Source organism: Pseudomonas sp. MWU15-20650 (assembly GCF_023242475.1).
GTDB lineage: Bacteria > Pseudomonadota > Gammaproteobacteria > Pseudomonadales > Pseudomonadaceae > Aquipseudomonas.
Genome location: NZ_JALJFG010000046.1, coordinates 1 through 20,555, shown reverse-complemented (window position 1 = coordinate 20,555; position 20,555 = coordinate 1). Strand labels below are relative to the sequence as shown.

19 protein-coding genes, 4 tRNA genes, 2 pseudogenes and 1 riboswitch are annotated in these 20,555 nt (G+C 56.3%); of the genes and pseudogenes, 14 read left to right on the top strand and 11 right to left on the bottom strand.

Annotation, left to right across the window (positions count from 1 at the left end; genetic code table 11):
* The first annotated feature begins 37 nt into the window (after positions 1-37).
* Genes astB through astE form a run of 3 tightly spaced genes read left to right on the top strand, consistent with a single transcriptional unit; the run spans position 38 to position 2,715 of the window.
* On the top strand, positions 38-1,384 hold the full coding sequence (astB, locus tag M5B43_RS24995; protein WP_248752568.1) for an N-succinylarginine dihydrolase: 1,347 nt from the start codon (positions 38-40) through the stop codon (positions 1,382-1,384).
* 24 nt (positions 1,385-1,408) lie between these two features.
* The gene (locus M5B43_RS24990; protein ID WP_060757326.1) at positions 1,409-1,699 is read left to right on the top strand and encodes a hypothetical protein; all 291 of its coding nucleotides are present in this window, start codon (positions 1,409-1,411) and stop codon (positions 1,697-1,699) included.
* Between the two features lie 11 nt (positions 1,700-1,710).
* Positions 1,711-2,715 (top strand): succinylglutamate desuccinylase, encoded by a 1,005-nt coding sequence (gene astE / locus M5B43_RS24985; RefSeq protein ID WP_005790619.1) that lies wholly within the window; start codon positions 1,711-1,713, stop codon positions 2,713-2,715.
* On the opposite strand, the gene M5B43_RS24980 is transcribed toward astE, so the two are convergent.
* Positions 2,716-4,335 carry a M91 family zinc metallopeptidase gene (locus M5B43_RS24980; RefSeq protein ID WP_248752567.1) on the bottom strand — a complete coding sequence of 540 codons (1,620 nt, stop codon included), beginning with the start codon at positions 4,333-4,335 and terminating at the stop codon, positions 2,716-2,718.
* Positions 4,336-4,540: 205 nt separating this feature from the next.
* A complete protein-coding gene (locus M5B43_RS24975; protein WP_248752566.1) occupies positions 4,541-5,053 on the bottom strand; it encodes a 6,7-dimethyl-8-ribityllumazine synthase in 513 nt (170 codons plus the stop codon).
* A 113-nt stretch (positions 5,054-5,166) separates the two neighbouring features.
* A riboswitch (FMN riboswitch) is annotated at positions 5,167-5,336 on the bottom strand.
* A 190-nt stretch (positions 5,337-5,526) separates the two neighbouring features.
* On the opposite strand from M5B43_RS24975, the gene ltaE reads away from it, so the two are divergent.
* The 8 genes from ltaE to mgtE all read left to right on the top strand — a co-directional run bounded on the left by ltaE (position 5,527) and on the right by mgtE (position 13,279).
* Entirely contained in the window at positions 5,527-6,531 is a 1,005-nt protein-coding gene (gene ltaE, locus M5B43_RS24970; RefSeq protein ID WP_248752565.1) for a low-specificity L-threonine aldolase, read from the top strand.
* A gap of 146 nt (positions 6,532-6,677) precedes the next feature.
* Positions 6,678-9,296, top strand: a complete 2,619-nt coding sequence (gene alaS, locus M5B43_RS24965) for an alanine--tRNA ligase (protein ID WP_248752564.1) — start codon at positions 6,678-6,680, stop codon at positions 9,294-9,296.
* A 98-nt stretch (positions 9,297-9,394) separates the two neighbouring features.
* Entirely contained in the window at positions 9,395-10,636 is a 1,242-nt protein-coding gene (locus M5B43_RS24960; RefSeq protein WP_248752563.1) for an aspartate kinase, read from the top strand.
* Between the two features lie 175 nt (positions 10,637-10,811).
* On the top strand, positions 10,812-11,000 hold the full coding sequence (gene csrA, locus M5B43_RS24955; protein ID WP_003175645.1) for a carbon storage regulator CsrA: 189 nt from the start codon (positions 10,812-10,814) through the stop codon (positions 10,998-11,000).
* A gap of 62 nt (positions 11,001-11,062) precedes the next feature.
* Positions 11,063-11,153: transfer RNA gene (locus M5B43_RS24950), tRNA-Ser, on the top strand.
* Between the two features lie 108 nt (positions 11,154-11,261).
* Positions 11,262-11,338: transfer RNA gene (locus M5B43_RS24945), tRNA-Arg, on the top strand.
* Between the two features lie 72 nt (positions 11,339-11,410).
* Positions 11,411-11,487: transfer RNA gene (locus M5B43_RS24940), tRNA-Arg, on the top strand.
* Positions 11,488-11,836: 349 nt separating this feature from the next.
* Positions 11,837-13,279 carry a magnesium transporter gene (gene mgtE, locus M5B43_RS24935; RefSeq protein ID WP_248752562.1) on the top strand — a complete coding sequence of 481 codons (1,443 nt, stop codon included), beginning with the start codon at positions 11,837-11,839 and terminating at the stop codon, positions 13,277-13,279.
* A gap of 104 nt (positions 13,280-13,383) precedes the next feature.
* Here mgtE and M5B43_RS24930 read toward each other — a convergent pair whose 3' ends face one another.
* From M5B43_RS24930 to M5B43_RS24920, 3 genes are all read right to left on the bottom strand, one after another.
* Positions 13,384-13,710 (bottom strand): Arc family DNA-binding protein, encoded by a 327-nt coding sequence (locus M5B43_RS24930; RefSeq protein WP_003193592.1) that lies wholly within the window; start codon positions 13,708-13,710, stop codon positions 13,384-13,386.
* Between the two features lie 383 nt (positions 13,711-14,093).
* Positions 14,094-14,273, bottom strand: coding sequence for a PA3371 family protein (locus M5B43_RS24925; RefSeq protein ID WP_248752561.1), 180 nt, complete (start codon positions 14,271-14,273; stop codon positions 14,094-14,096).
* An 11-nt stretch (positions 14,274-14,284) separates the two neighbouring features.
* Positions 14,285-14,512 (bottom strand): hypothetical protein, encoded by a 228-nt coding sequence (locus tag M5B43_RS24920; protein WP_248752560.1) that lies wholly within the window; start codon positions 14,510-14,512, stop codon positions 14,285-14,287.
* 324 nt (positions 14,513-14,836) lie between these two features.
* On the opposite strand from M5B43_RS24920, the gene M5B43_RS24915 reads away from it, so the two are divergent.
* Positions 14,837-14,913, top strand: a tRNA-Arg gene (locus M5B43_RS24915).
* A 166-nt stretch (positions 14,914-15,079) separates the two neighbouring features.
* Here the strand turns inward: M5B43_RS24915 and M5B43_RS24910 are convergent.
* Together M5B43_RS24910 and M5B43_RS24905 are read right to left on the bottom strand one after the other, a co-directional pair.
* Complete coding sequence (locus M5B43_RS24910; protein WP_248752559.1) at positions 15,080-15,724, bottom strand: HNH endonuclease; 645 nt, start codon at positions 15,722-15,724, stop codon at positions 15,080-15,082.
* Between the two features lie 29 nt (positions 15,725-15,753).
* Positions 15,754-16,371 carry a recombinase family protein gene (locus tag M5B43_RS24905; protein WP_248752558.1) on the bottom strand — a complete coding sequence of 206 codons (618 nt, stop codon included), beginning with the start codon at positions 16,369-16,371 and terminating at the stop codon, positions 15,754-15,756.
* A gap of 245 nt (positions 16,372-16,616) precedes the next feature.
* Here M5B43_RS24905 and M5B43_RS24900 point away from each other — a divergent pair, with 245 nt between their 5' ends.
* The gene (locus tag M5B43_RS24900) at positions 16,617-17,336 is read left to right on the top strand and encodes a hypothetical protein (RefSeq protein ID WP_248752557.1); all 720 of its coding nucleotides are present in this window, start codon (positions 16,617-16,619) and stop codon (positions 17,334-17,336) included.
* A 70-nt stretch (positions 17,337-17,406) separates the two neighbouring features.
* Here M5B43_RS24900 and M5B43_RS24895 read toward each other — a convergent pair whose 3' ends face one another.
* Together M5B43_RS24895 and M5B43_RS24890 are read right to left on the bottom strand one after the other, a co-directional pair.
* Positions 17,407-17,655 (bottom strand): hypothetical protein, encoded by a 249-nt coding sequence (locus M5B43_RS24895; RefSeq protein WP_248752556.1) that lies wholly within the window; start codon positions 17,653-17,655, stop codon positions 17,407-17,409.
* 123 nt (positions 17,656-17,778) lie between these two features.
* The gene (locus M5B43_RS24890; RefSeq protein ID WP_248752555.1) at positions 17,779-18,546 is read right to left on the bottom strand and encodes an SDR family oxidoreductase; all 768 of its coding nucleotides are present in this window, start codon (positions 18,544-18,546) and stop codon (positions 17,779-17,781) included.
* A gap of 99 nt (positions 18,547-18,645) precedes the next feature.
* On the opposite strand from M5B43_RS24890, the gene M5B43_RS24885 reads away from it, so the two are divergent.
* Complete coding sequence (locus tag M5B43_RS24885; protein WP_248752554.1) at positions 18,646-19,236, top strand: TetR/AcrR family transcriptional regulator; 591 nt, start codon at positions 18,646-18,648, stop codon at positions 19,234-19,236.
* A 521-nt stretch (positions 19,237-19,757) separates the two neighbouring features.
* Here M5B43_RS24885 and M5B43_RS24880 read toward each other — a convergent pair.
* Positions 19,758-20,181: pseudogene (locus M5B43_RS24880) on the bottom strand (recombinase family protein); the annotation flags it as partial.
* 81 nt (positions 20,182-20,262) lie between these two features.
* A pseudogene (locus M5B43_RS24875) lies at positions 20,263-20,555 on the bottom strand (hypothetical protein); the annotation flags it as partial.

The following is a 20,555-nucleotide window of genomic DNA, read 5'->3' as shown; positions in this document are numbered from 1 at the left end:
GATGCCTATAAAAACAGATGTTCGTGGAGCCTCGCCGATGAAATCCTGTGAAGTCAATTTTGACGGTCTAGTGGGGCCGACCCATAACTACGGCGGTTTGTCCTTTGGCAACGTCGCCTCCCAAAGCAACAGCCAGCAGTCTTCCAACCCGAAGGAAGCGGCGTTGCAGGGCCTGCAGAAAATGAAAGCCCTGATGGACATGGGCTTTGTGCAAGGTGTATTGGCGCCCCAGGAGCGCCCGGATGTGGCCGCTTTGCGCAACTTGGGTTTCAACGGCACCGATGCCCAGGTGATCCAGCAGGCGGCCAAGCAGGCCATGCCGTTGCTGGTAGCGAGTTGCTCGGCTTCCAGCATGTGGGTAGCCAACGCGGCCACTGTCAGCCCAAGCGCCGACACCGCAGACGGCCGCGTGCATTTCACCGCCGCCAACCTCAACTGCAAGTACCATCGCAGCATCGAACACCCCACCACCAGCCGCGTGCTGGGCGCGATGTTCGCCGATGCAAAGCACTTCGCCCACCACGCCGCGTTGCCGGCGGTGGCGCAATTTGGTGATGAAGGCGCGGCCAACCACACGCGTTTCTGCCGTGAGTACGGTGAGGCGGGCGTCGAGTTTTTCGTGTTTGGCCGCAGTGCCTTCGACCCCCGTTACCCAGCCCCGCAGAAGTACCCGGCACGCCAGACCCTCGAAGCCTCCCAGGCCGTTGCGCGCCTGCACGGTTTGAAAGATGACGGCGTGGTCTACGCCCAGCAGAACCCGGCGGTGATCGACGCAGGCGTGTTCCACAACGATGTGATTGCAGTGGGCAACGGTGAAGTGCTGTTCTATCACGAGGATGCATTCCTCAATACCGAACAGATGCTCGCTGAACTGCACGGCAAGTTGCGCAAGCTGGGCGCTAACTTCCAGTCCGTCTGTGTGCCCCGTGCCCAGGTCAGTGTCGAAGACGCGGTGCGTTCCTACCTGTTCAACAGTCAGTTACTGACCCGCGCTGATGGCTCGATGCTGCTGATCGTGCCGGAAGAATGCCGTGCCAACGAGCGTGTGTGGCACTACCTGCAGGGCCTGACCAGCTCCGGTGGGCTGATCCGCGAAGTGAAAGTGTTCGACCTCAAGCAAAGTATGCAGAACGGTGGCGGCCCGGCGTGCCTGCGTTTGCGCGTTGCCTTGAACGAAACCGAACTGGCGGCGGTGAATCCAGGCGTTATCATGACCGCGCCGCTGTACGAAACCCTGACCCAATGGGTTGGCAAGCACTACCGCGACAGCCTGCGTGAAACCGACCTGGCTGACCCGCAATTGTTGCTTGAGTGCCGGACGGCACTGGATGAACTGACGCAAATCCTTAAACTGGGCTCGGTTTATCCTTTCCAGATCAATTAACGCCGCACGGCTGAGAACTATTTTATGACCACCGACACCTTGAAACTGATCCTTGAAGACACCGACGGCACCCAGCTGGAAACCTCCTGCACCCGCGTCGCCGTGGTCTGGCAGGGCAAGGAGATCTGGATTCAGCACGATGGCCGTGGCCAACTGCTGATCGGTGTGGATGTGGAGGAAGGCGACGCCGAGTACGCCAACCTGCTGATGCGCCCACTGGCCACCAACCTGATGAGCCTGCAACTGGAAATGGAACCGGCCGACGTAGACGGTGATGACGACGATCACGTCCATGGCCCAGGCTGCAACCACTAAGGAAGCTGCTTATGCTCGCCCTCGGCAAACTGCTTGAACTGACCCTCGCCGGTCGCGAACCGGCGCAAAAAATTCAACTGACTGTCGACGGCGTGCAGATGCGCTGGCTCAGCGAGGGCGCGCTTGAAGTACGTCCTCCTGAAGCTTTGGACAACGGCAGTGACTTGCTGCTGTCGTCCGGCATCCATGGCAACGAAACCGCGCCGATCGAACTGCTCGACCGCCTGTTGCATTGCATCGCCCGTGGGGAAATCAAACCCCGCTCCCGTATTCTGTTTCTGTTCGGCAATCCCGAGGCCATGCGCCGCGGCGAGCGTTATCTCGAACTGGACATCAACCGGCTGTTCAACGGCCGGCATGAACAAAACATCGGCCCCGAGGCCATGCGCGCCGCCGAGCTTGAGCAATTGGCCCGCAGCTTTTTCAGCCTGCCTGGCCGCTCGCGCCTGCATTACGACCTGCATACCGCGATTCGTGGTTCGAAAATCGAGCAGTTTGCGTTGTACCCGTGGAAGGAAGACCGACAGCATTCACGCCGAGAGCTGGAGCGCCTGAACGCTGCCGGCATGCAGGCGGTACTTCTGCAGAACAAAACCTCGATTACCTTCACCGCGTTCACCTACGAGCAACTCGGCGCCGAGGCTTTCACCCTGGAGTTGGGCAAGGCGCGCCCGTTCGGGCAGAACGAGGGCGTGGATGTGTCGCGCCTGGAAGCGCGTTTGAAGCAGATCATCGAGGGCAACGAGCCTGAGACCGGCAGCCTGGACGGCCTGCAACTCTTCGCCGTTGCACGCGAAGTGATCAAGCACAGCGACGCCTTCGTGATGCACCTGCCGGCGGACGTGGAAAACTTCTCGTCGTTGCCCAAGGGGTACCTGCTTGCCGAAGACGTGGCCAAGACACGCTGGGTGATCGAAGAAGAGGGGGCGCGCATTATCTTTCCCAACCCGAAAGTGAAGAACGGATTGCGCGCAGGCATATTGGTCGTGCCGAGCGATGGTAAGGAGCTGGTCTAGTTACATCAGGTTGTAATGCTGGCGCAGTGGAAATCCTAGCTCCTGGCGTAACCTGTTTTCACTGAACAGCGGGGGTTCGAAGGGCGCAGGCGGGGCCGAGGGCGCTGAATTGTCATCCGCATCGGCAGACGTTGTCGCTACAGGCACGATGGGTAAGCCTGTGGCTTGCACCTCCGCATTGGACACTTTTCGATTGCGGCTGCGTGGATAATTTTCTTCGCTGAGCCCGCTTTCCACCATGCCAGTAACGTAGTAGTAGGCGTGGCACAACTCGTGAAACAGGCTAATGATGCTCGGGGTTGCTTTAAATAGAACGCCTGTGTTGTACCAGATATCTCCACCGTAAGAGGGTGTGCCCGGTTTGTCCCCCTTCATCAAGGCGTCTGGGGCGGTGTCTGGGTCTGGAATGAACTCGCTGTTGTTACGATCAATCAGCTCATGGATGATGATCGGTCGCCCGCTTTTGCGCTCTGCGCGGGTGAGTTCAGCCAGGAGTCGCTTGCCGGTAGGCGAACAGAGCAGCAGGCGTAGATCGTCATTCACCCGGCTGATAAATGAAGGGCTACCCTGTACCTCAACTCCGGTATGCAACAAGCCGCCAGGCTCACTGTGGACAATGTGGGAGGCGAATTCATTAGCGGCGGGTATTTGCGGTGTGTCGGCGTGCGTCATCACCGCACAGTCAGCGGTGAGTGTGGTGTTCTGGCTGTAGTAAGTGGTGTCTTTAGCCTTTAGCCGAGTGACGTCGTCAAGCCCGCGGCCGGTATAGATAACGTTTGTTCCGCGGCCTGCCTCAATTCGGTCGCCGTCCTCGGCACCACTGAGAATGTTGTGCCCTTCGCCGCCGATAATATGGTCCTGGCCGTCTCCACCGTCGATAAACGTATCGCCATCACCACTGAGTATGTCGTTGCCAGGCCCTCCGTAAATGAAGGTGTAACTGCGTTTGTGAACATGCACCTCGTCATCGCCATCGCCGGCCTCAACATGACTGTTGCCGTCGAGAATAGTGACTAAATCGTCCCCTGGGCCGGTATCTATGCGTGTGAAATGACCTGCGCTGAGGATTCGATCCTTGCCATCACCGCTGCGGACAGTGATATGGGTTGTCACGTCATCATCGATGTGAATGCGGTCATCGCCACCCTGAGTGATCAACATCAGTGTCTGGAGTGGGGCAAGACGGATCAAGTAAACCGTCTCGTTGATACGCATGGCCAGGGACGGTAAGCGCGGAAGTTCGATAGGTCGACGAGGTTTTAAAATCGTCGGCTGGTTCACTGATGAATGCAACGCGCTATGCAGATGTGCGAGCGACCTGATTCTGATAGTGTCAGGCTTGTCGGAAGTGGTGAACCACAATTGATCGAGTTGGCTGGGGCTAAAGATCTGCCGTTCGATAACGACGTTTTCGTCCTTGAAGATCGGATGGATTTCGATTACGCCGTCACCGGCGGGGTTGTCATAGGGGACTTGGCGCACATGTTGCGAGTGTCGCTCGCCGTCGACGCCTTTGTGAACTTGTGCATCCCATGCCTGTGAACTGGCCTCCAGGTCGGGTGAGCGTGGTCGCGGGAATGTGGAGGCCGAAGTGCCTTCACTCTCTATCGTTTTGGTCATGATTCAATACCTGATCGTTTAGGTTAAGAGAGACCCAATGAGGTCTGCGCTTTAACTAAACCAGATACGCGTGTTGCCAAAACGGTAGATATGCACGGAGGGAGTAGGACGCCTTGGGCAGGCTTTTTCACATGTTGAAATGCTATCTGTTCAGGCAAAAAAATGCCCCGCCAATCGAAAATGGGCGGGGCAGATTTTCTTGCGCTTAAACGGCTCGTTTGTGCTGCTCTTCACTGCGACGGATCGCCCGTACTTTATGCAGAGTATCGGCGCAGGTGCGCGCAGCTTCCTGACCCTTGTGCACAAAGTGCTCATAGAAGAACGTGGTGTGCTCGCTGCCGGCGTGGAAGTGATGCGGCGTCAGGGACACCGAGAACACCGGCACTTCGGTTTCCAGCTGAACCTGCATCAGGCCGCTGACCACCGATTGGGCGACGAATTCGTGACGGTAGATACCGCCATCCACCACCAGCGCGGCGGCGACGATGCCGGCGTAACGGCCGGTCTTGGCCAGCAGCTTGGCGTGCAGGGGCATTTCAAAGGCGCCGCCGACCTCAAAGAAATCGATGTCCGATTCCTGGTAGCCCTGGGCGATCATTTCGGCAAGGAAGCCTTTACGGGATTGGTCGACAATATCCTTGTGCCAGCAGGCTTGGATAAACGCGACGCGCTCGCCGTGGTGGTTTTTGCTTTTGCTGTCAATTGCGGTGGGTTGCATGTTCTGACTCCTGTTTAAGAAAAAAACAGGGCGTTATGAATCGAATGGGATTTAAGGGTGCGGACAGCCTCGTCATGCAAACATGCGCTCGGCGTGCGGCCCTTAGGTGCCAATCCCGTTCTCTCTTCATCCGGACTATGACCGTCGGCCCCGGGATCACACCGGGTCTGCTGACCTTGTCGCCGTCCCGCGTGAGCGGTTCGAGGCGCCAAGCGCTCGCGGGCTATGCACATTGCGTGCAATTACCGCCGGTGGGGAATTACACCCCGCCCTGAGAACGTTGCCACCAGAACCCTGGCGGCGGACAGTTTTTAACATGGTTTTTCAGAAACTGCACGGTTGCCGTATCGATAACCTATATCGGTTTGTTTGGTTGGTATTCGATTGAATGCAGTGGGGGCTTGATATTGCGTGGCTTTGCCCGCAGTAATCACACACGAAAGGACTTATCCATTCCGTTAGAGGCCCCCTTCATGACCGTGATTGACCTGCGCAGCGACACCGTGACCCAACCCACCCCCGGTATGCTCGACGCGATGGCCGGCGCCGTCAGCGGTGATGACGTCTATGGCGAAGACCCCAGCGTCAACAAGCTGGAGGCAGAACTGGCCCAGCGTCTGGGCTTCGCCGCCGCGCTGTTCGTGCCCACTGGCACCATGAGCAATTTGCTGGCATTGATGGCCCACTGTGAGCGCGGCGAGGAATATATCGTCGGCCAGCAGGCCCATACCTACAAATACGAAGGTGGCGGGGCGGCCGTGCTGGGTTCGATCCAGCCGCAGCCGCTGGAAGTGCAAGCGGACGGTTCCCTGGACCTTGACCACGTGCTGGCGGCGATCAAGCCTGACGATTTCCACTTTGCCCGCACGCGCTTGCTGGCGCTGGAAAACACCATGCAAGGCAAGGTCCTGCCGATGGAGTACCTGGCCAAGGCGCGTGCGTTTACCCGTGAGCATGGCCTGGCCTTGCACCTGGACGGGGCGCGGATCTACAACGCAGCGGTCAAGCTGGGGGTGGATGCGCGTGACATCGCCAAGCATTTCGATTCGGTGTCGGTGTGCCTGTCCAAGGGCCTTGGCGCACCGGTCGGCTCGGTGCTGTGCGGTTCCACGGCGTTGATCGCCAAGGCCCGGCGCCTGCGCAAGATGGTCGGTGGCGCAATGCGCCAGGCTGGTTCGTTGGCGGCAGCGGGGCTGTATGCCCTGGATCATCAGGTACAGCGCCTGGCCGAGGACCACGCCAACGCGCAGTGGCTGGGGGATGAACTGCGCAAGGTCGGTTACACGGTGGAGCCGGTGCAGACCAACATGGTCTATGTGCAAATTGGCGAGCAGGCGCAGGCGTTGAAAGCCTTTGCCGCAGAGCGCGGGATCAAGTTGAGTGCCGCGCCGCGCCTGCGTATGGTCACGCATCTGGATGTCAGCCGGGCACAGATCGAGCAAGTCGTGCAGACATTCGTCGCATTTTCGCAGAAATGACAGTGCAGACCGTCTAATTGACTGTTTCTATCACATAAACACGCTGTACCACCGGCGAAGGGCCGATATAATGCGGCCCTTTGCCGTCGCTCCGTCTGATGATGTTGCGCACTGGCCTTTGGCCGCAGCCTCCGTGGAAGAACCTAATGAAAAGCGCAGAAATCCGTGAAGCCTTCCTTCGCTTCTTCGAAGAGCAAGGTCACACCCGTGTAGCCTCCAGCTCCTTGATCCCAGGCAATGACCCAACCCTGCTGTTCACCAACGCGGGGATGAACCAGTTCAAAGACTGCTTCCTGGGCCAGGAAAAGCGCGCCTACACCCGCGCGGTCAGTAGCCAGAAATGCGTGCGCGCCGGTGGTAAGCACAACGACCTGGAAAACGTGGGTTACACCGCCCGTCACCACACCTTTTTCGAAATGCTCGGCAACTTCAGCTTTGGCGATTATTTCAAGCAGGACGCGATCAACTTCGCCTGGACCTTCCTCACCGGCGTGCTGAAACTGCCGAAGGACAAGCTCTGGGTGACCGTCTATGCCAGCGATGACGAAGCCTACGACATCTGGACCAAGCAAGTCGGCGTGCCGGCTGAGCGTATGGTGCGTATCGGCGACAACAAAGGCGCGCCGTACGCCTCTGACAACTTCTGGACCATGGGCGATACCGGCCCTTGCGGCCCTTGCACCGAGATCTTCTATGACCACGGTGCCGATATCTGGGGTGGCCCTCCGGGCTCGCCGGAAGAAGACGGCGACCGTTACATCGAGATCTGGAACAACGTGTTCATGCAGTTCAACCGCACCGCCGATGGCGTGTTGCATCCGTTGCCAGCACCGTCGGTAGATACCGGCATGGGCCTGGAGCGGATCAGTGCGGTGATGCAGCACGTGCATTCCAACTACGAAATCGACCTGTTCCAGAGCCTGCTGGCCGCGGCGGCCCAGGCCATTGGCTGCACCAACGAAGACCAGGCGTCACTGAAAGTGGTGGCTGACCATATTCGTTCTTGCGGCTTCCTGATCGCCGATGGTGTGTTGCCGTCCAACGAAGGTCGTGGCTACGTGCTGCGTCGCATCATTCGTCGCGCCTGCCGTCACGGCAACAAGCTGGGCGCCAACGGCAGCTTCTTCTACAAGATCGTTGCGGCCCTGGTCGCCGAGATGGGCGAAGCCTTCCCGGAACTCAAGCAGAACCAGGCGCACATCGAGCGTGTGCTCAAGGCTGAAGAAGAGCAGTTCGCCAAGACCCTGGAACAAGGCCTGAAGATCCTCGAACAAGACCTCGCCAACCTGCAAGGCACTGTGGTGCCGGGTGACGTGGTGTTCAAACTCTACGACACCTACGGCTTCCCGATGGACCTGACCGGCGACATCGCCCGTGAGCGCAACCTGACCCTCGACGAGGAAGGTTTCGAGCGCGAGATGGAAGCTCAGCGTGTACGTGCGCGTTCCGCCAGCTCCTTCGGCATGGACTACAACAGCCTGGTCAAGGTTGACGTGGCCACCGAGTTCACCGGTTACAAGGCCACCAACGGTTCGGCCAAGGTGGTTGCTCTGTACAAAGACGGCCAGTCGGTCGACGTGTTGAATGAAGGCGACGCCGGTGTTGTGGTCCTGGACCAGACCCCGTTCTACGCTGAGTCTGGTGGCCAGATCGGTGATTGTGGTTTCCTGAGCTCGACGTCCGGTCGTTTTGAGGTGCGCGACACCACCAAGACCGGCGGTGCATTCCTGCATCACGGTGTGTTGGTGCTGGGCAACCTGACAGTCGGTGCGCCGGTGGACACCCAGGTCGATGCCGACGTGCGTCATGCCACCGCGCTGAATCACTCGGCCACTCACTTGCTGCACGCTGCCCTGCGCCAGGTATTGGGCGAGCACGTTCAGCAAAAGGGTTCGTTGGTCGATAGCCAGCGCCTGCGTTTTGACTTCAGCCACTTTGAAGCGATCAAGCCTGAGCAGATCAAGGCTCTGGAAGACATCGTCAACGCCCAAGTGCGCCAGAACACTGCGGTGGAAACCGAGGAAACCGATATCGAGACCGCCAAGGCCAAGGGCGCCATGGCGCTGTTCGGTGAGAAGTACGGCGATAACGTGCGCGTACTGAGCATGGGCGGCAATTTTTCGGTGGAACTGTGCGGCGGTATCCACGCCAACCGCACCGGCGACATCGGCCTGCTGAAAATCATCAGCGAAGGCGGTGTGGCGTCTGGTGTGCGTCGTATTGAAGCGGTGACCGGTGCTGCGGCCCTGGCTTACCTCAATGCGGCCGAAGAACAACTCAAGGAAGCGGCCAACCTGGTCAAGGGTAGCCGCGACAACCTGATCGACAAGCTGTCGGCCGTCCTGGAGCGCAACCGTGCGCTGGAGAAACAGCTGGAGCAGTTGCAAGCCAAGGCAGCCAGTGCGGCGGGCGACGATCTGTCGGCCTCGGCCGTTGACGTCAAGGACGTGAAAGTCCTGGCTGCACGCCTGGACGGTCAGGATGGCAAGGCGTTGTTGGCCTTGGTTGATCAGTTGAAGAACAAGCTCGGCCGCGCAGTGATCCTGCTCGGCAGTGTCCATGAGGATAAGGTCGTTCTGGTTGCTGGTGTAACCAAGGACCTGACTGGCCAACTCAAGGCCGGTGATTTGATGAAGCAGGCCGCTGCGGCAGTGGGCGGGAAGGGCGGTGGTCGTCCGGACATGGCGCAAGGTGGTGGTGTAGACGCCGGTGCCCTGGACGCGGCCTTGGCCCTGACCGTGCCGTTTGTCGAGGCAGGTATTTAAGGCGCTTTTAATGAGCCCATGGTCTAGTCATTGGGCTCGCTTAGGTGCTGAAAGATTTGTTTATTGGGCGCCCCTTTACGGGCTGAGGCGGCTTAGAAATGGCTTTGATCGTACAGAAATTTGGAGGCACCTCGGTCGGCTCTGTCGAAAGAATCGAGCAGGTCGCCGACAAGGTTAAGAAGTTCCGCGACGCCGGCGATGACCTGGTGGTGGTGCTGTCGGCCATGAGCGGCGAGACCAATCGCCTGATCGACCTGGCCAAGGCCATCAGTGGTGATCAACAGCCGCTGCCGCGCGAGTTGGATGTAATCGTGTCTACCGGTGAGCAGGTGACTATTGCGCTGTTGGCCATGGCGTTGAACAAGCGCGGTGTTCCGGCAGTGTCCTACACTGGTAGCCAGGTGCGCATTCTCACCGACAGTGCGCACACCAAGGCGCGCATCCTGCAGATCGATGATCAGAAAATTCGCACTGACCTGAAAGCAGGGCGCGTGGTAGTTGTAGCGGGTTTTCAGGGCGTGGACGAGCTGGGCAATATCACGACCCTGGGGCGTGGCGGTTCGGACACCACTGGTGTGGCGCTGGCGGCGGCCCTCAAGGCTGACGAATGCCAGATCTATACCGATGTGGATGGCGTCTACACCACTGACCCGCGTGTTGTGTCCGTGGCCCAGCGCCTGGACAAGATCACCTTTGAAGAGATGCTGGAAATGGCCAGCCTCGGTTCCAAGGTGCTGCAGATTCGCGCGGTGGAGTTCGCCGGCAAGTACAACGTTCCGCTGCGCGTATTGCACAGCTTCAAAGAGGGTCCGGGCACCCTCATTACTATTGATGAAGAGGAATCCATGGAACAGCCGATCATTTCCGGCATCGCTTTCAATCGCGATGAAGCCAAGCTGACGATCCGTGGCGTGCCAGATACCCCAGGCGTGGCCTTCAAGATCCTGGGCCCTATCAGCGGCGCCAACATCGAAGTCGACATGATCGTGCAGAACGTTTCGCACGATAACACCACCGATTTCACCTTCACTGTGCACCGCAACGAGTACGATGCGGCAGAGCGTATCCTGCAGAACACCGCAAGTGAGATCGGCGCTCGTGAAGTGATCGGTGATACCAAAATCGCCAAGGTGTCGATCGTGGGTGTGGGTATGCGCTCCCACGCGGGTGTTGCCAGCCGTATGTTCGAGGCGCTGGCCAAGGAAAGCATCAACATCCAGATGATCTCCACTTCGGAAATCAAGGTCTCGGTGGTGATCGAAGAGAAGTACCTGGAACTGGCTGTGCGCGCACTGCATACCGCTTTTGAGCTGGACGCTCCGGCCCGACAGGGCGAGTGATGCGATGCCAGGAGGGCGCGGTTTACCGCGCCTTTCATTTTTTTGTGGGGCGCATGTTCTTTTGCATGGGCTCGACAATACTTAGGCGGGTAGGGCTACGACCTTTTGGTTGTAGGTCGAATGCCTTTTTTTTGCAGACTGTTGTTCCTGAACTGAAATGCGTGAGGTGAAAGGTATGCTAATTCTGACTCGTCGTTGCGCAGAAAGCCTGATTATCGGTGATGGCGAAATCACCGTGACCGTGCTCGGCGTCAAAGGCAATCAAGTGCGTATCGGGGTTAACGCTCCGAAAGAGGTAGCGGTCCATCGCGAGGAAATCTACCTGCGGATCAAGAAAGAGAAGGACGAAGAACCAAGCCTTTAATTTTTATCGTTTTTTATGTTTGCAAACGGGGATGAACGTGGTTAATATACGCCCCGTGTTGCGGAGAGCTGGCCGAGTGGCCGAAGGCGCTCCCCTGCTAAGGGAGTACACCTCAAAAGGGTGTCGGGGGTTCGAATCCCCCGTTCTCCGCCATTATTTGCTTAGTACGTTGCAATCTGGTTTTTTCGGTAAGTTGTTGAAAATACTCGAAAAAATAGCTTTACATAGAGATTGAACGGCCTATAATGCGCGGCAACAAATGCACTCGTAGCTCAGCTGGATAGAGTACTCGGCTACGAACCGAGCGGTCACAGGTTCGAATCCTGTCGAGTGCACCATTTAAGAGTTAGTTGCAGCAATGCAGGTAGCTTGGCTCCAACCAGTTGTGATCTGGTCTAAAAACACAATCTGCACTCGTAGCTCAGCTGGATAGAGTACTCGGCTACGAACCGAGCGGTCACAGGTTCGAATCCTGTCGAGTGCACCATACAAACAAAAAGCCCGCCTAGTGCGGGCTTTTTGCCGTCTGGGGTTTGTGTAGGTTTTATCCTGAACCTCATCTTTTTCTCCTTCTGATGTGTTTTCCTTTCTGGCTATGTCGTCGCAGTTTCATAGGTGCGGACGATACTGAGCTTTGGCTCGCAAGCGCTTGTTCTTTCCAGTTTTTTAACGTTTAAAGCGTCTGGGCGGTGTATCATGCGCCCGTCAGCCCCGCCGGGGCTTGTGGAATACCTCCATGGACTTACCCAGTAGTTACTTAGTACCCCGCTTTACCAATCATGAATTGACTGATTGATCCTTCCGGCGTGCCCCGCTGCTGGGAGTGGAGTTCGCCTATGACAGAAGTAGAAGTAAAGAAAACACAGGAAAGCCTGCAGGATCGCCTGGCTCAAGTTATCGAGCTGCTGCAGCGCCAACGCGTGGTCGAAGACCTTACGCATCGCCAGGAAGGTCCGAACCACGACCGCGTTGAAAACCTGGTCCATCGGCAAAACCTCGTCGAGTTACAACGCAAGCTCGATGATCTGCACTCTGCCGACGTTGCTTACATCCTCGAAGCCTTGCCCCTGGATGATCGACTGACCCTCTGGCAGTTGGTCAAGGCCGATCGCGACGGCGACATCCTTCTCGAAGTATCTGACTCGGTCCGTGAAACGCTGATCGCCGACATGGACGATCATGAGCTCCTGGCTGCGGCCAGGGAGATGGATGCGGATGAACTTGCTGACCTGGCCCCTGAGTTGCCGCGCGACGTAGTTCATGAGCTGATGGAGGCTCTCGATGGGCAGCAGCGTGAGCGTGTGCGCTCCGCGTTGTCCTATGATGAGGATCAGGTCGGCGCGTTGATGGACTTCGAGATGGTCACCATCCGTGAAGACGTCAGCCTGGAGGTCGTGCTGCGTTATTTGCGGCGTCTCAAGGAGTTGCCTGGCCACACCGACAAACTATTTGTGGTCGACTACGAGGGTATTCTCAAGGGGGTGCTGCCGATCAAGCGGCTGCTGGTGAATGATCCGGACAAGAAGGTTGCGGATCTGATGGCCAGCGATACGGTGAGCTTTCACCCGGACGAAGACGCCTATGAGGCGGCCCAGGCGTTTGAGCGCTACGACTTGATCTCGGCGCCCGTGGTCGATAAAAACGGTAAGCTGATTGGCCGTTTGACCATCGATGAAATGGTTGACCTGATTCGTGAAGAGAGTGAAACCGAAGTCCTCAACATGGCGGGTTTGCGTGAAGAGGAAGATATTTTCGCGTCGGTCTGGCGTTCCCTGCATAACCGTTGGGCCTGGCTGGCGATCAACCTGATCACGGCCTTTATCGCTTCGCGTGTGATCGGGCTGTTCGAGGGCTCCATCGAGAAACTGGTGGCTCTGGCAGCGTTGATGCCGATTGTGGCCGGTATTGGTGGTAACTCCGGTAACCAGACCATCACCATGATCGTTCGCGCGATGGCGCTGGACCAGGTCAGTACAGCCAACTCCTCGCGCCTGTTGCGCAAAGAGTTGGCTGTGGGCTTGATCAATGGTCTTGTGTGGGGGGGCGTGATCGGGGTGGTGGCCTACTTGCTGTATGGCAGTTGGTCGCTGGGCGTCGTGATGACGGCTGCCATGACCCTTAACCTGCTGCTGGCCGCTCTGATGGGAGTGCTGATCCCGATGACCCTCGCACGCCTTGGGCGCGACCCCGCCATGGGCGCCAGCGTGATGATCACCGCTATGACCGACAGCGGTGGTTTCTTTATCTTCCTGGGGTTGGCAACGATCTTCTTGCTTTAACCTATCGTCCCGGGGGCAACTCTGCCCCCGCTTGCAGCCTCTTCCTCTCAAATCATAGACAAAAAAAAGCCAGCACATGGCTGGCTTCGGCTTTCAGGTGTGGATCAATTGGCTTCTGCGGCCGCCTCAACGTCGTGCGCAATAAGCGAGACGAGAGCATTTTGCTGGCGGTGGGAGAGCTGACGAAAACGCTGCAGCAGTTCGCGTTCGTGCAGTGACAGCTCTGGGCTGTCCAGACGCATGCTCAACTCTTCGCCCAACGCACCTTCCTGAATAAGGCTCTGTTCCAAGCGCGCGATGATTTCGGAGTTCATGCTGCGGTGATGATTGCGAGCCACCTCGGCAATGCGTTCCCGCATTCCGTCTGGCAGACGTACGACGAACTTGTCAGCCGTACGGCTGGAATAAATTGCCTGTTTCAATGGGCGCATATATTTAACCGGTTAGTTCAGGGGAGCGGTTTCTGGAATTGGCCGCAAGATGAGTGTTAAGACAAGGCTCACGACCAAAGTTCAACCCGAATTGCAAAGAGGCCGCATCATGCCTCAGATTTGACAGTTCCTTGGCGTCAATTCTGTGACAAATATTGAACTGCCTAAAGGCTTTATGCCAGCACTGATTTGCGTTTTTGCGGACTGGTTGGAAAACTTCATGCGCAGGATCTAATGTGCTCTGATCTACGTGCATGCCAAGGCCGCAACCTGGTTGAAGGGCGCACATCCTATAGCAATATGGCCATTTGCCCTCAATCTTAAGACTAGTGGCAGTTTGCCAATTTACTAGCGTCAGGCGACATAAGGTAGGAGGGAGAAATTCAGCGAAGGACGGGGTCGAATTTGATTCGGCGCCCCGCAATGAGTGCCAGCATCAGCAGGCTTCCAAACACGGCGCTGGCGATGAATGCTGTGGTTTGCTCATCTTGAGAGGTTGTACTCAGGCCCAGCAGGGCCGCCACGAGCGTCAGGCAAAGAAATAACCAGGCAGTCTTGGACATCAGAGGTTCTCTTAGAAAATCCAGTGCTCGGACGCTGGGGTCGGCTGGGTGTCTTGGGCCTGACGGATAGCAGATTTCGGATTAGCGGTCATCACTGCCAATTGCGGGCGTTGTCGCAGGTGATGAGGAGCCGCTTGGGTGATCTGCGCAGCGTCTTCGGTATAGGTCGACTGAAAATGAAGCATTACCAGTACGGCCAGTGCCACAGTATTGAGGGCTATCAGAAGGGCGCTGTTCATGGTCATCTTCTCCAGGGGAACCTTGGTTCAATTGGTTTTGTCAGGGAAGTGTTGCAGATGCCGTGCCAACCAATTATGTCAATAAAATCAATATATTAAGATGCAATAAGCGACTTTTTGAGTTGCAATTTGCAACGGTGGCATTTTGGGGTAGTGCAATTTGCACGATCGCGTAAACCGCCAGGACTGCCGGCTGGCGCGCTGTATGTCTTTGTGGGGATCTGCCTACAATCAAAAAGCCTACGGACGACATGACAAAACCAGCCTCGGCCGTTAACATGCACGCCGTCCGTCGTTGCCCTCGGGGCCTGATGGTTGTCATTTGTCCCAGTAGCTCAATTGGATAGAGCATCCCCCTCCTAAGGGGAAGGTTGGCCGTTCGAACCGGCCCTGGGACACCATATAAATAGGGCCTCTCGCGCCGATCCGCTGCTAGCTTACTTTCACGTGACAGCAGGGTGACAGCAGCAAGCCAACGAAAAGCCCCGCCAGGCAATGCTCCGGCGGGGCTTTTTCGTATTAAATTCATGTGCCCTGATTATTCCTTGGCAGGTCCCAGGCCTATTTTTACGCAACTACAGAATCCGCTGGCGCCTCAGCCATGGCTATTGCGAGGTGGGCTCCGAAAAACATGAGACCCCAAACCGAGCTACCGGACTTATCGAACGCAGCCTTGTAGATGAATGTTGATTCATTCAGATGTCGAGGTTCTAAGCTATCCATCAAGGTTTGTATCAAAGCTATCCGTCCAGGGTCTTTTATCTGGTCGAATGCCTCCACGGTTACGTTTGCATCCAGCCCGAGAGCTGACCCTTTTTCGACCCAGTACAGCGCCCTAACGATCCTCGTCACAACTTCACGGTATGGCTTCCCGTCAAAGCGCACAGCTATGGCTGGGCGCAGGACGCTTCCATCCATTGGGTGAAAGGTGTGCTGGGCTGATTTCAAAACCTTACGAAAAAGCTTTTTGTTCCCGCCTAAGGTCCGGCGCATCGATTCGATCACCAGTGGAGAATCCTTCCTCGCCTCTCCAGTGCTGAGGCCGATCATAATTTTTACAATCTCATCTGCCGTGGAGCCGCCTTGATTGCATTTCGCGCAGGCTGGAACCGTATGCATATTTTTAGGATAGGGTTTCGTGTATAGCCCCTTAGGCGGAATGTGATCTGAGGTCTTTCCCGGTCTGATGCCGCAAATTGCGCATAACTTCATTTCTGGTTCCTTCCGTTAAATTGAGGCATTCAACACGTTGGCGTGTCTCGGATACGCAAAACGGTTGTAGTGGAGCAGTCGGCGTGCCGGGCTGTCGCGCGGATGCCCAGGCCGGCGGCCAACAGTTCCCTCACTCGCTTGTGGAGATCCGTGTCTACAGGTCGCCCCTGGTACTTTCCGGCTGCCTTGGCCTTCTCGATGCCTTGGGCCTGCCGGTCACGGCGCTGTTCGTAATCCTTGCGGGCGATAGTTGCCATCATTTCCACCAGCATTGAGTTGATGGCGCCCAGCATTCGGCCGGTGAACTCGTCGCCCTTGGTGTCCTGCATTCCCTGGTGGCTGGTCGGCAAGTCGAGCGTGACAATGCGCAGGCCCTTGGAGTCGATAGCCGTCTTGAGCTTTTGCCATTCCTCCACCGGGAGGCGGGATAGGCGATCTATCGACTCCACCAGCAGCACGTCACCCTTGCGCGCATCTTTCAGCAGGCGCAGCAGCTCCGGCCGGTCGGCGGTGGCGCCGCTGGCGTTCTCCAGGTATACGCTGGCGATGACCTTGTTATGGTCGCTGGCGAACTGCTCGAGCGAGGCGCGGGCGCGGCCGGCGTCTTGCTCTTCGGTGGATGCTCGGAGGTATGCGCGGATGAGCATGATGGGTGCCTGTATCAGTTAGGGCGTTCTACTAATACTGTTGCACTTTAGGTGTTACTTATTAAGCGGAAAGCCCGAAAAAGGCAAAATAAGCCTGTATCTGGATAGGCATGAGTCTAAATTGACATCAATTTGCAGATGTCTCCGGGAGCCCTTCGATGCAGCGGAAAGTAATAGATAGCAACCAACTTAGGTCAGAAAGCTTGAGAAGGTATCTCAAGGCATCGAGACAAAGCTTTGCCGTAATGACTGACTACGTAGCTATGGAGGCATACAAGGGCAATGCCTTGATTACGATAACGGAATCGATGGAAATCGTGAGCGACTACCCTGGTCAAGTCATTGTACTTAAGGGGACAAGAGACGTAAGTGTACTCAGCGGACGACTGGCGGGCTTACAGAGCAGAATGATAGACGAGCATCAAACGCGTGGGTTTGCCACATTTGCAAGATTTTTGAAGGTTGCTCAGCGGGGGGATTTGGAAATTCAGCGGCAGATACTGGACAACGGCAAGGCGGCCACCGCGCACATGGAAAATATGCTCACCACTGCTGCCGAAATCACCGCCGTGATTGCTCCTCTCGTTAGAGATTTCTCAGATGAAAATAAAGCAGAAATTCGAAATTCGACTATAGGCAGCCAGGAGTTGATCAACAAGATCATAGGCGCTGTTTTGGAAATTTCCGCCCAAGTTTACAGATCATTGCCGGGCCCAGTAAATCTTCCTACTTTCAAAGAATTACCTAATACGCTTGTCTTTCGAGCGGTACTTTGCTGCTATTTGATGGTGATCGAGCGTGGAGCTAACGGCGGTGGTGCACCTGTGATCAAGGTGAGGAATGATATGGTCGATATGTACATAGCTGCTTATGCAACTTTTTTTGATGGCGTTCTGAGCAGGGACGGTAAATTGACTCGAATTCATTATCTCGCGCGGATGATTTTGAAAGAGTTACCTCAATGAAATGTGCGCTCAGATAACGCCACAGTGTGTAGGTTTCAACACACCGTGTTGTTTTCGACACTGTGGCGGGTCAAAGCGAACTGGGGCGAATATCCGTGCCGTTCTGCGTGCCAGAGATTCGGTACTTCTGAACCTCGCCCGCGCCCACCTCTGATGCCGTCTCCTTGACTGGCTGGCCGATCTGCATCGCGCAAAGGCCGTTGCCCTCATCGTCGCCAGCGATGCCGACAATATGACGGCCCGGCCTGACCTGGAATTTCACCACTTCGCCAGTGTTGATGCGGGCGACCTTTTTCCCGTCAATGAGCACGGTCGCCATACAGCCACCCGAAGCCCAAAATCCGTTATCCCGGCTTACAACCAACGTAGCGCCGCCCGGAACGGCGGCCTGGTAGGCATAGACCCGATCGGCAGGCACGCGCTTGTGCCCACAAGGTAAACGTTACTCTGCTGGCGGTTTGTATCCGGCGAGCATTTTCAAGACATCACCATGTGATCCGCTCGCTTCTGCAAATCGTAAAGGCTTCGCGCGTTCGACGACGAGTTCAGGCGGGGTCGGAGAAATCTTGAGCAGTTCGAAGACTTCATCCAAAAACTCCTCCAAGGGCATAGCGTTTTCGTCGTTTTCCTGTCCAAGCAATCCAAGCAATGCGGTACGTACCCCTGGCGGCGCAAGCTCGATCACTTCGACGGACGAATCCTCAAGTTGCACTCGAAGACTTTGAGTGAATGAGTGAACTGCCGCTTTGGTTGCGCTGTAGGTCGGTGTAGCTGGCAACGGTACAAAGGCCAACGCCGAGCTGACATTCACTATCGTTGCACTGGGTTGCTTGATCAGGTGGGGAGTAAATGCGTACACCATGCGAATCGTGCCAAGTAAGTTCGTCGTCACGATATCTTCGGCTGTGCTCAGGCTTTCCGGATCAGTCAGATCCTCCCAATGCATGATCCCAGCGTTGTTGATTAGAACGTTCAGATTAGGGTGGCTGATCGCAAGCGCTTCGCTGTTGCGCTGGATGGATTGGGCGTCGGAGACGTCCAGCAATACTGATTCAATACCAGGGTGTTCCGACACGATCTTTTCGAGCAGAGCCTTGCGACGTCCAGCGATGATGACTTTGTTACCCGCCTTGTGAAGTCTTAGCGCCAGACCGAGGCCGATGCCTGAGGTGCCGCCAGTAACCAGAATCGTGTTGCCAGTGCTGTTCATAGTAAACTCCAGAAACGATGCCTAAGCGGACAAGTGTCCACTTTAAAACCGTACCGGACAATTGTCCGTTTAGCAATGCAGTGAAGGAAATTTTTGTTCATGACTGACGAGTTGGTGATGCGTTCTGACGCCAAAAAAAACCGGGAACGGATACTGGAGGTCGCGGTGGTAGAGCTGACTAGCGATCCTGCGGTTCCCTTGAGCACGATTGCGAAGAAGGCAGGGGTAGGGCAGGGCACGTTCTATCGCCACTTCCCTAACAGAGAGAAGCTGGTATTCGAGGTTTATCAGTTCGAAATGCAGCAGGTGGCCGCGTTGGCAGAGGAGCTGCTGGCGACCAAACCACCTAAGGAGGCCCTCCGAGAGTGGATGGACTGCCTCGCTGAATATGCAATGACAAAGGCCGGACTCGCTGCTGCGATCCAACAAGCTGCTTCCGTTTACGAGTTCCCAGGGAAGTCGGGATACGCTCCTGTCCAAGGAGCTGCCGAGTTGCTTTTGAGGGCAAATGAAAAGGCAGGAACGATTCGTAGCGGGATTACAAACGACGACTTTTTTCTAGCCATCGCGGGAATATGGCAAATGGATGCCCAGAGCGAATGGCGCTCTCGCCTCGCCAGGTTGATGAATTTGGTGATGGATGGTCTGTGCGCTGGCAGCCCCGAAAGCCTGAAAAAGAATAGTGCTTAGCATCAAAATCAGGACAAGCGTCGGCGAGAACAGGAAACGGAGCGCATCGGCAAATAGTCGATGTTGTTTAGAGCGGCTTAAGCTTGAGTAGGCGCCCCAACCTATAAGCCGCGATTCACCCTGCGCGGCGGGCGTCTTATATAGAAACAGCCATCGCGCAAGATAAGCCTTGTGACAGTCCTCTACTCTCTTCGCAAGAAGGCCGACACGAACGAAATTCACATTTTTCTGGCCAGCTCGACTGATACGGGCTGCGTATCTCGACAGAATTCAATTTGTAGGAAAATGGCCAAGGCTGACACCTCCAATCAAGTTAAAGCTTGTTTGAGCGAGGGTGATACCCGCCTGGAAAGCGCAAAACTTGACCGGAAGGTATGCGGGACTTGCGTGAGCCATCTTTACGAAACCTACTGATCAAAATTCTGGTGGGCGAACATTAAAGTGGGCTTGCCACCTGCTCTGCCAGACTTAAAGAAAGCCCCGCCGTGCAGTGCTCGGGCGGGGCTTTTTTAATTCTCCATTCAGGCCGTGGCCAAGTCCCTGATCCTCAGCTCCGTGGTGGTGGAGCAGTTGGCGTGTCTAGCTGTAGCGCGAATGCCAAGGCCGGCGCCGAGCAGCTTGGTCACACGCTTGTGCAGATCGGCGTCCACCGGGCGCCCCTGGTACCTGCCGGTGGCCTTGGCCTTCTCGATGCCCTGGGCCTGCCGGTCGCGGCGCTGCTCATAATCCTTGCGGGCAATCGCTGCCATCATCTCCATCAGCATTGAGTTGATCGCCCCCAGCATCCGGCCGGTGAACTCGTCGCCCTTGGTGTCCTGCATCCCCTGGTGGCTTGTCGGAAGGTCAAGCGCGACGATGCGCAGGCCCTTGGAGTCGATAGCGGCCTTGAGCTTTTGCCAGTCTTCTACCGGGAGGTGTGAGGCGGTCTATGGATTCCACCAGCAGTGCCTGGGGCTGTGTGCTCATGTTTTCTGGCTATTGCTATATAGAAGAGAAGGGGGGCAAATCCCGAAGGGCTGAAGGCTCTCATGGAAATTTCATTTTTTTTGATTTAAGTGCTTGACGCTCCCATGGATGTCTGTAGAATTCGCCTCCCGCTAACGAGAGATCGGAGGCGCAAGTGGTTGAAGTTGTTGAAGAATTCTTCGAAAGCTTCTGAAAATAATCACTTGACAGTAAATGAGGCTGCTGTAGAATGCGCGCCTCGGTTGAGACGAAAGTTCTTAACCAACCGCTCTTTAACAACTGAATCAAGCAATTCGTGTGGGTGCTTGTGGGGTCAGACTGATAGTCAACAAGATTATCAGCATCACAAGTTG

Bases quoted from the DNA above. Each gene is read 5' to 3' on its own strand.
- M5B43_RS24990 (WP_060757326.1), top strand. From the start codon at position 1,409: ATGACCACCGACACCTTGAAACTGATCCTTGAAGACACCGACGGCACC.
- M5B43_RS24890 (WP_248752555.1), bottom strand. From the start codon at position 18,546: ATGAACAGCACTGGCAACACGATTCTGGTTACTGGCGGCACCTCAGGC.
- alaS (WP_248752564.1), top strand. From the start codon at position 6,678: ATGAAAAGCGCAGAAATCCGTGAAGCCTTCCTTCGCTTCTTCGAAGAG.
- csrA (WP_003175645.1), top strand. From the start codon at position 10,812: ATGCTAATTCTGACTCGTCGTTGCGCAGAAAGCCTGATTATCGGTGAT.
- M5B43_RS24900 (WP_248752557.1), top strand. From the start codon at position 16,617: ATGACTGACTACGTAGCTATGGAGGCATACAAGGGCAATGCCTTGATT.
- mgtE (WP_248752562.1), top strand. From the start codon at position 11,837: ATGACAGAAGTAGAAGTAAAGAAAACACAGGAAAGCCTGCAGGATCGC.
- M5B43_RS24930 (WP_003193592.1), bottom strand. From the start codon at position 13,710: ATGCGCCCATTGAAACAGGCAATTTATTCCAGCCGTACGGCTGACAAG.
- M5B43_RS24980 (WP_248752567.1), bottom strand. From the start codon at position 4,335: ATGACCAAAACGATAGAGAGTGAAGGCACTTCGGCCTCCACATTCCCG.
- M5B43_RS24910 (WP_248752559.1), bottom strand. From the start codon at position 15,724: ATGAAGTTATGCGCAATTTGCGGCATCAGACCGGGAAAGACCTCAGAT.
- M5B43_RS24885 (WP_248752554.1), top strand. From the start codon at position 18,646: ATGACTGACGAGTTGGTGATGCGTTCTGACGCCAAAAAAAACCGGGAA.
- ltaE (WP_248752565.1), top strand. From the start codon at position 5,527: ATGACCGTGATTGACCTGCGCAGCGACACCGTGACCCAACCCACCCCC.
- M5B43_RS24895 (WP_248752556.1), bottom strand. From the start codon at position 17,655: ATGGCGACCGTGCTCATTGACGGGAAAAAGGTCGCCCGCATCAACACT.
- M5B43_RS24960 (WP_248752563.1), top strand. From the start codon at position 9,395: ATGGCTTTGATCGTACAGAAATTTGGAGGCACCTCGGTCGGCTCTGTC.
- astB (WP_248752568.1), top strand. From the start codon at position 38: ATGAAATCCTGTGAAGTCAATTTTGACGGTCTAGTGGGGCCGACCCAT.
- M5B43_RS24905 (WP_248752558.1), bottom strand. From the start codon at position 16,371: ATGCTCATCCGCGCATACCTCCGAGCATCCACCGAAGAGCAAGACGCC.
- astE (WP_005790619.1), top strand. From the start codon at position 1,711: ATGCTCGCCCTCGGCAAACTGCTTGAACTGACCCTCGCCGGTCGCGAA.
- M5B43_RS24925 (WP_248752561.1), bottom strand. From the start codon at position 14,273: ATGTCCAAGACTGCCTGGTTATTTCTTTGCCTGACGCTCGTGGCGGCC.
- M5B43_RS24975 (WP_248752566.1), bottom strand. From the start codon at position 5,053: ATGCAACCCACCGCAATTGACAGCAAAAGCAAAAACCACCACGGCGAG.
- M5B43_RS24920 (WP_248752560.1), bottom strand. From the start codon at position 14,512: ATGAACAGCGCCCTTCTGATAGCCCTCAATACTGTGGCACTGGCCGTA.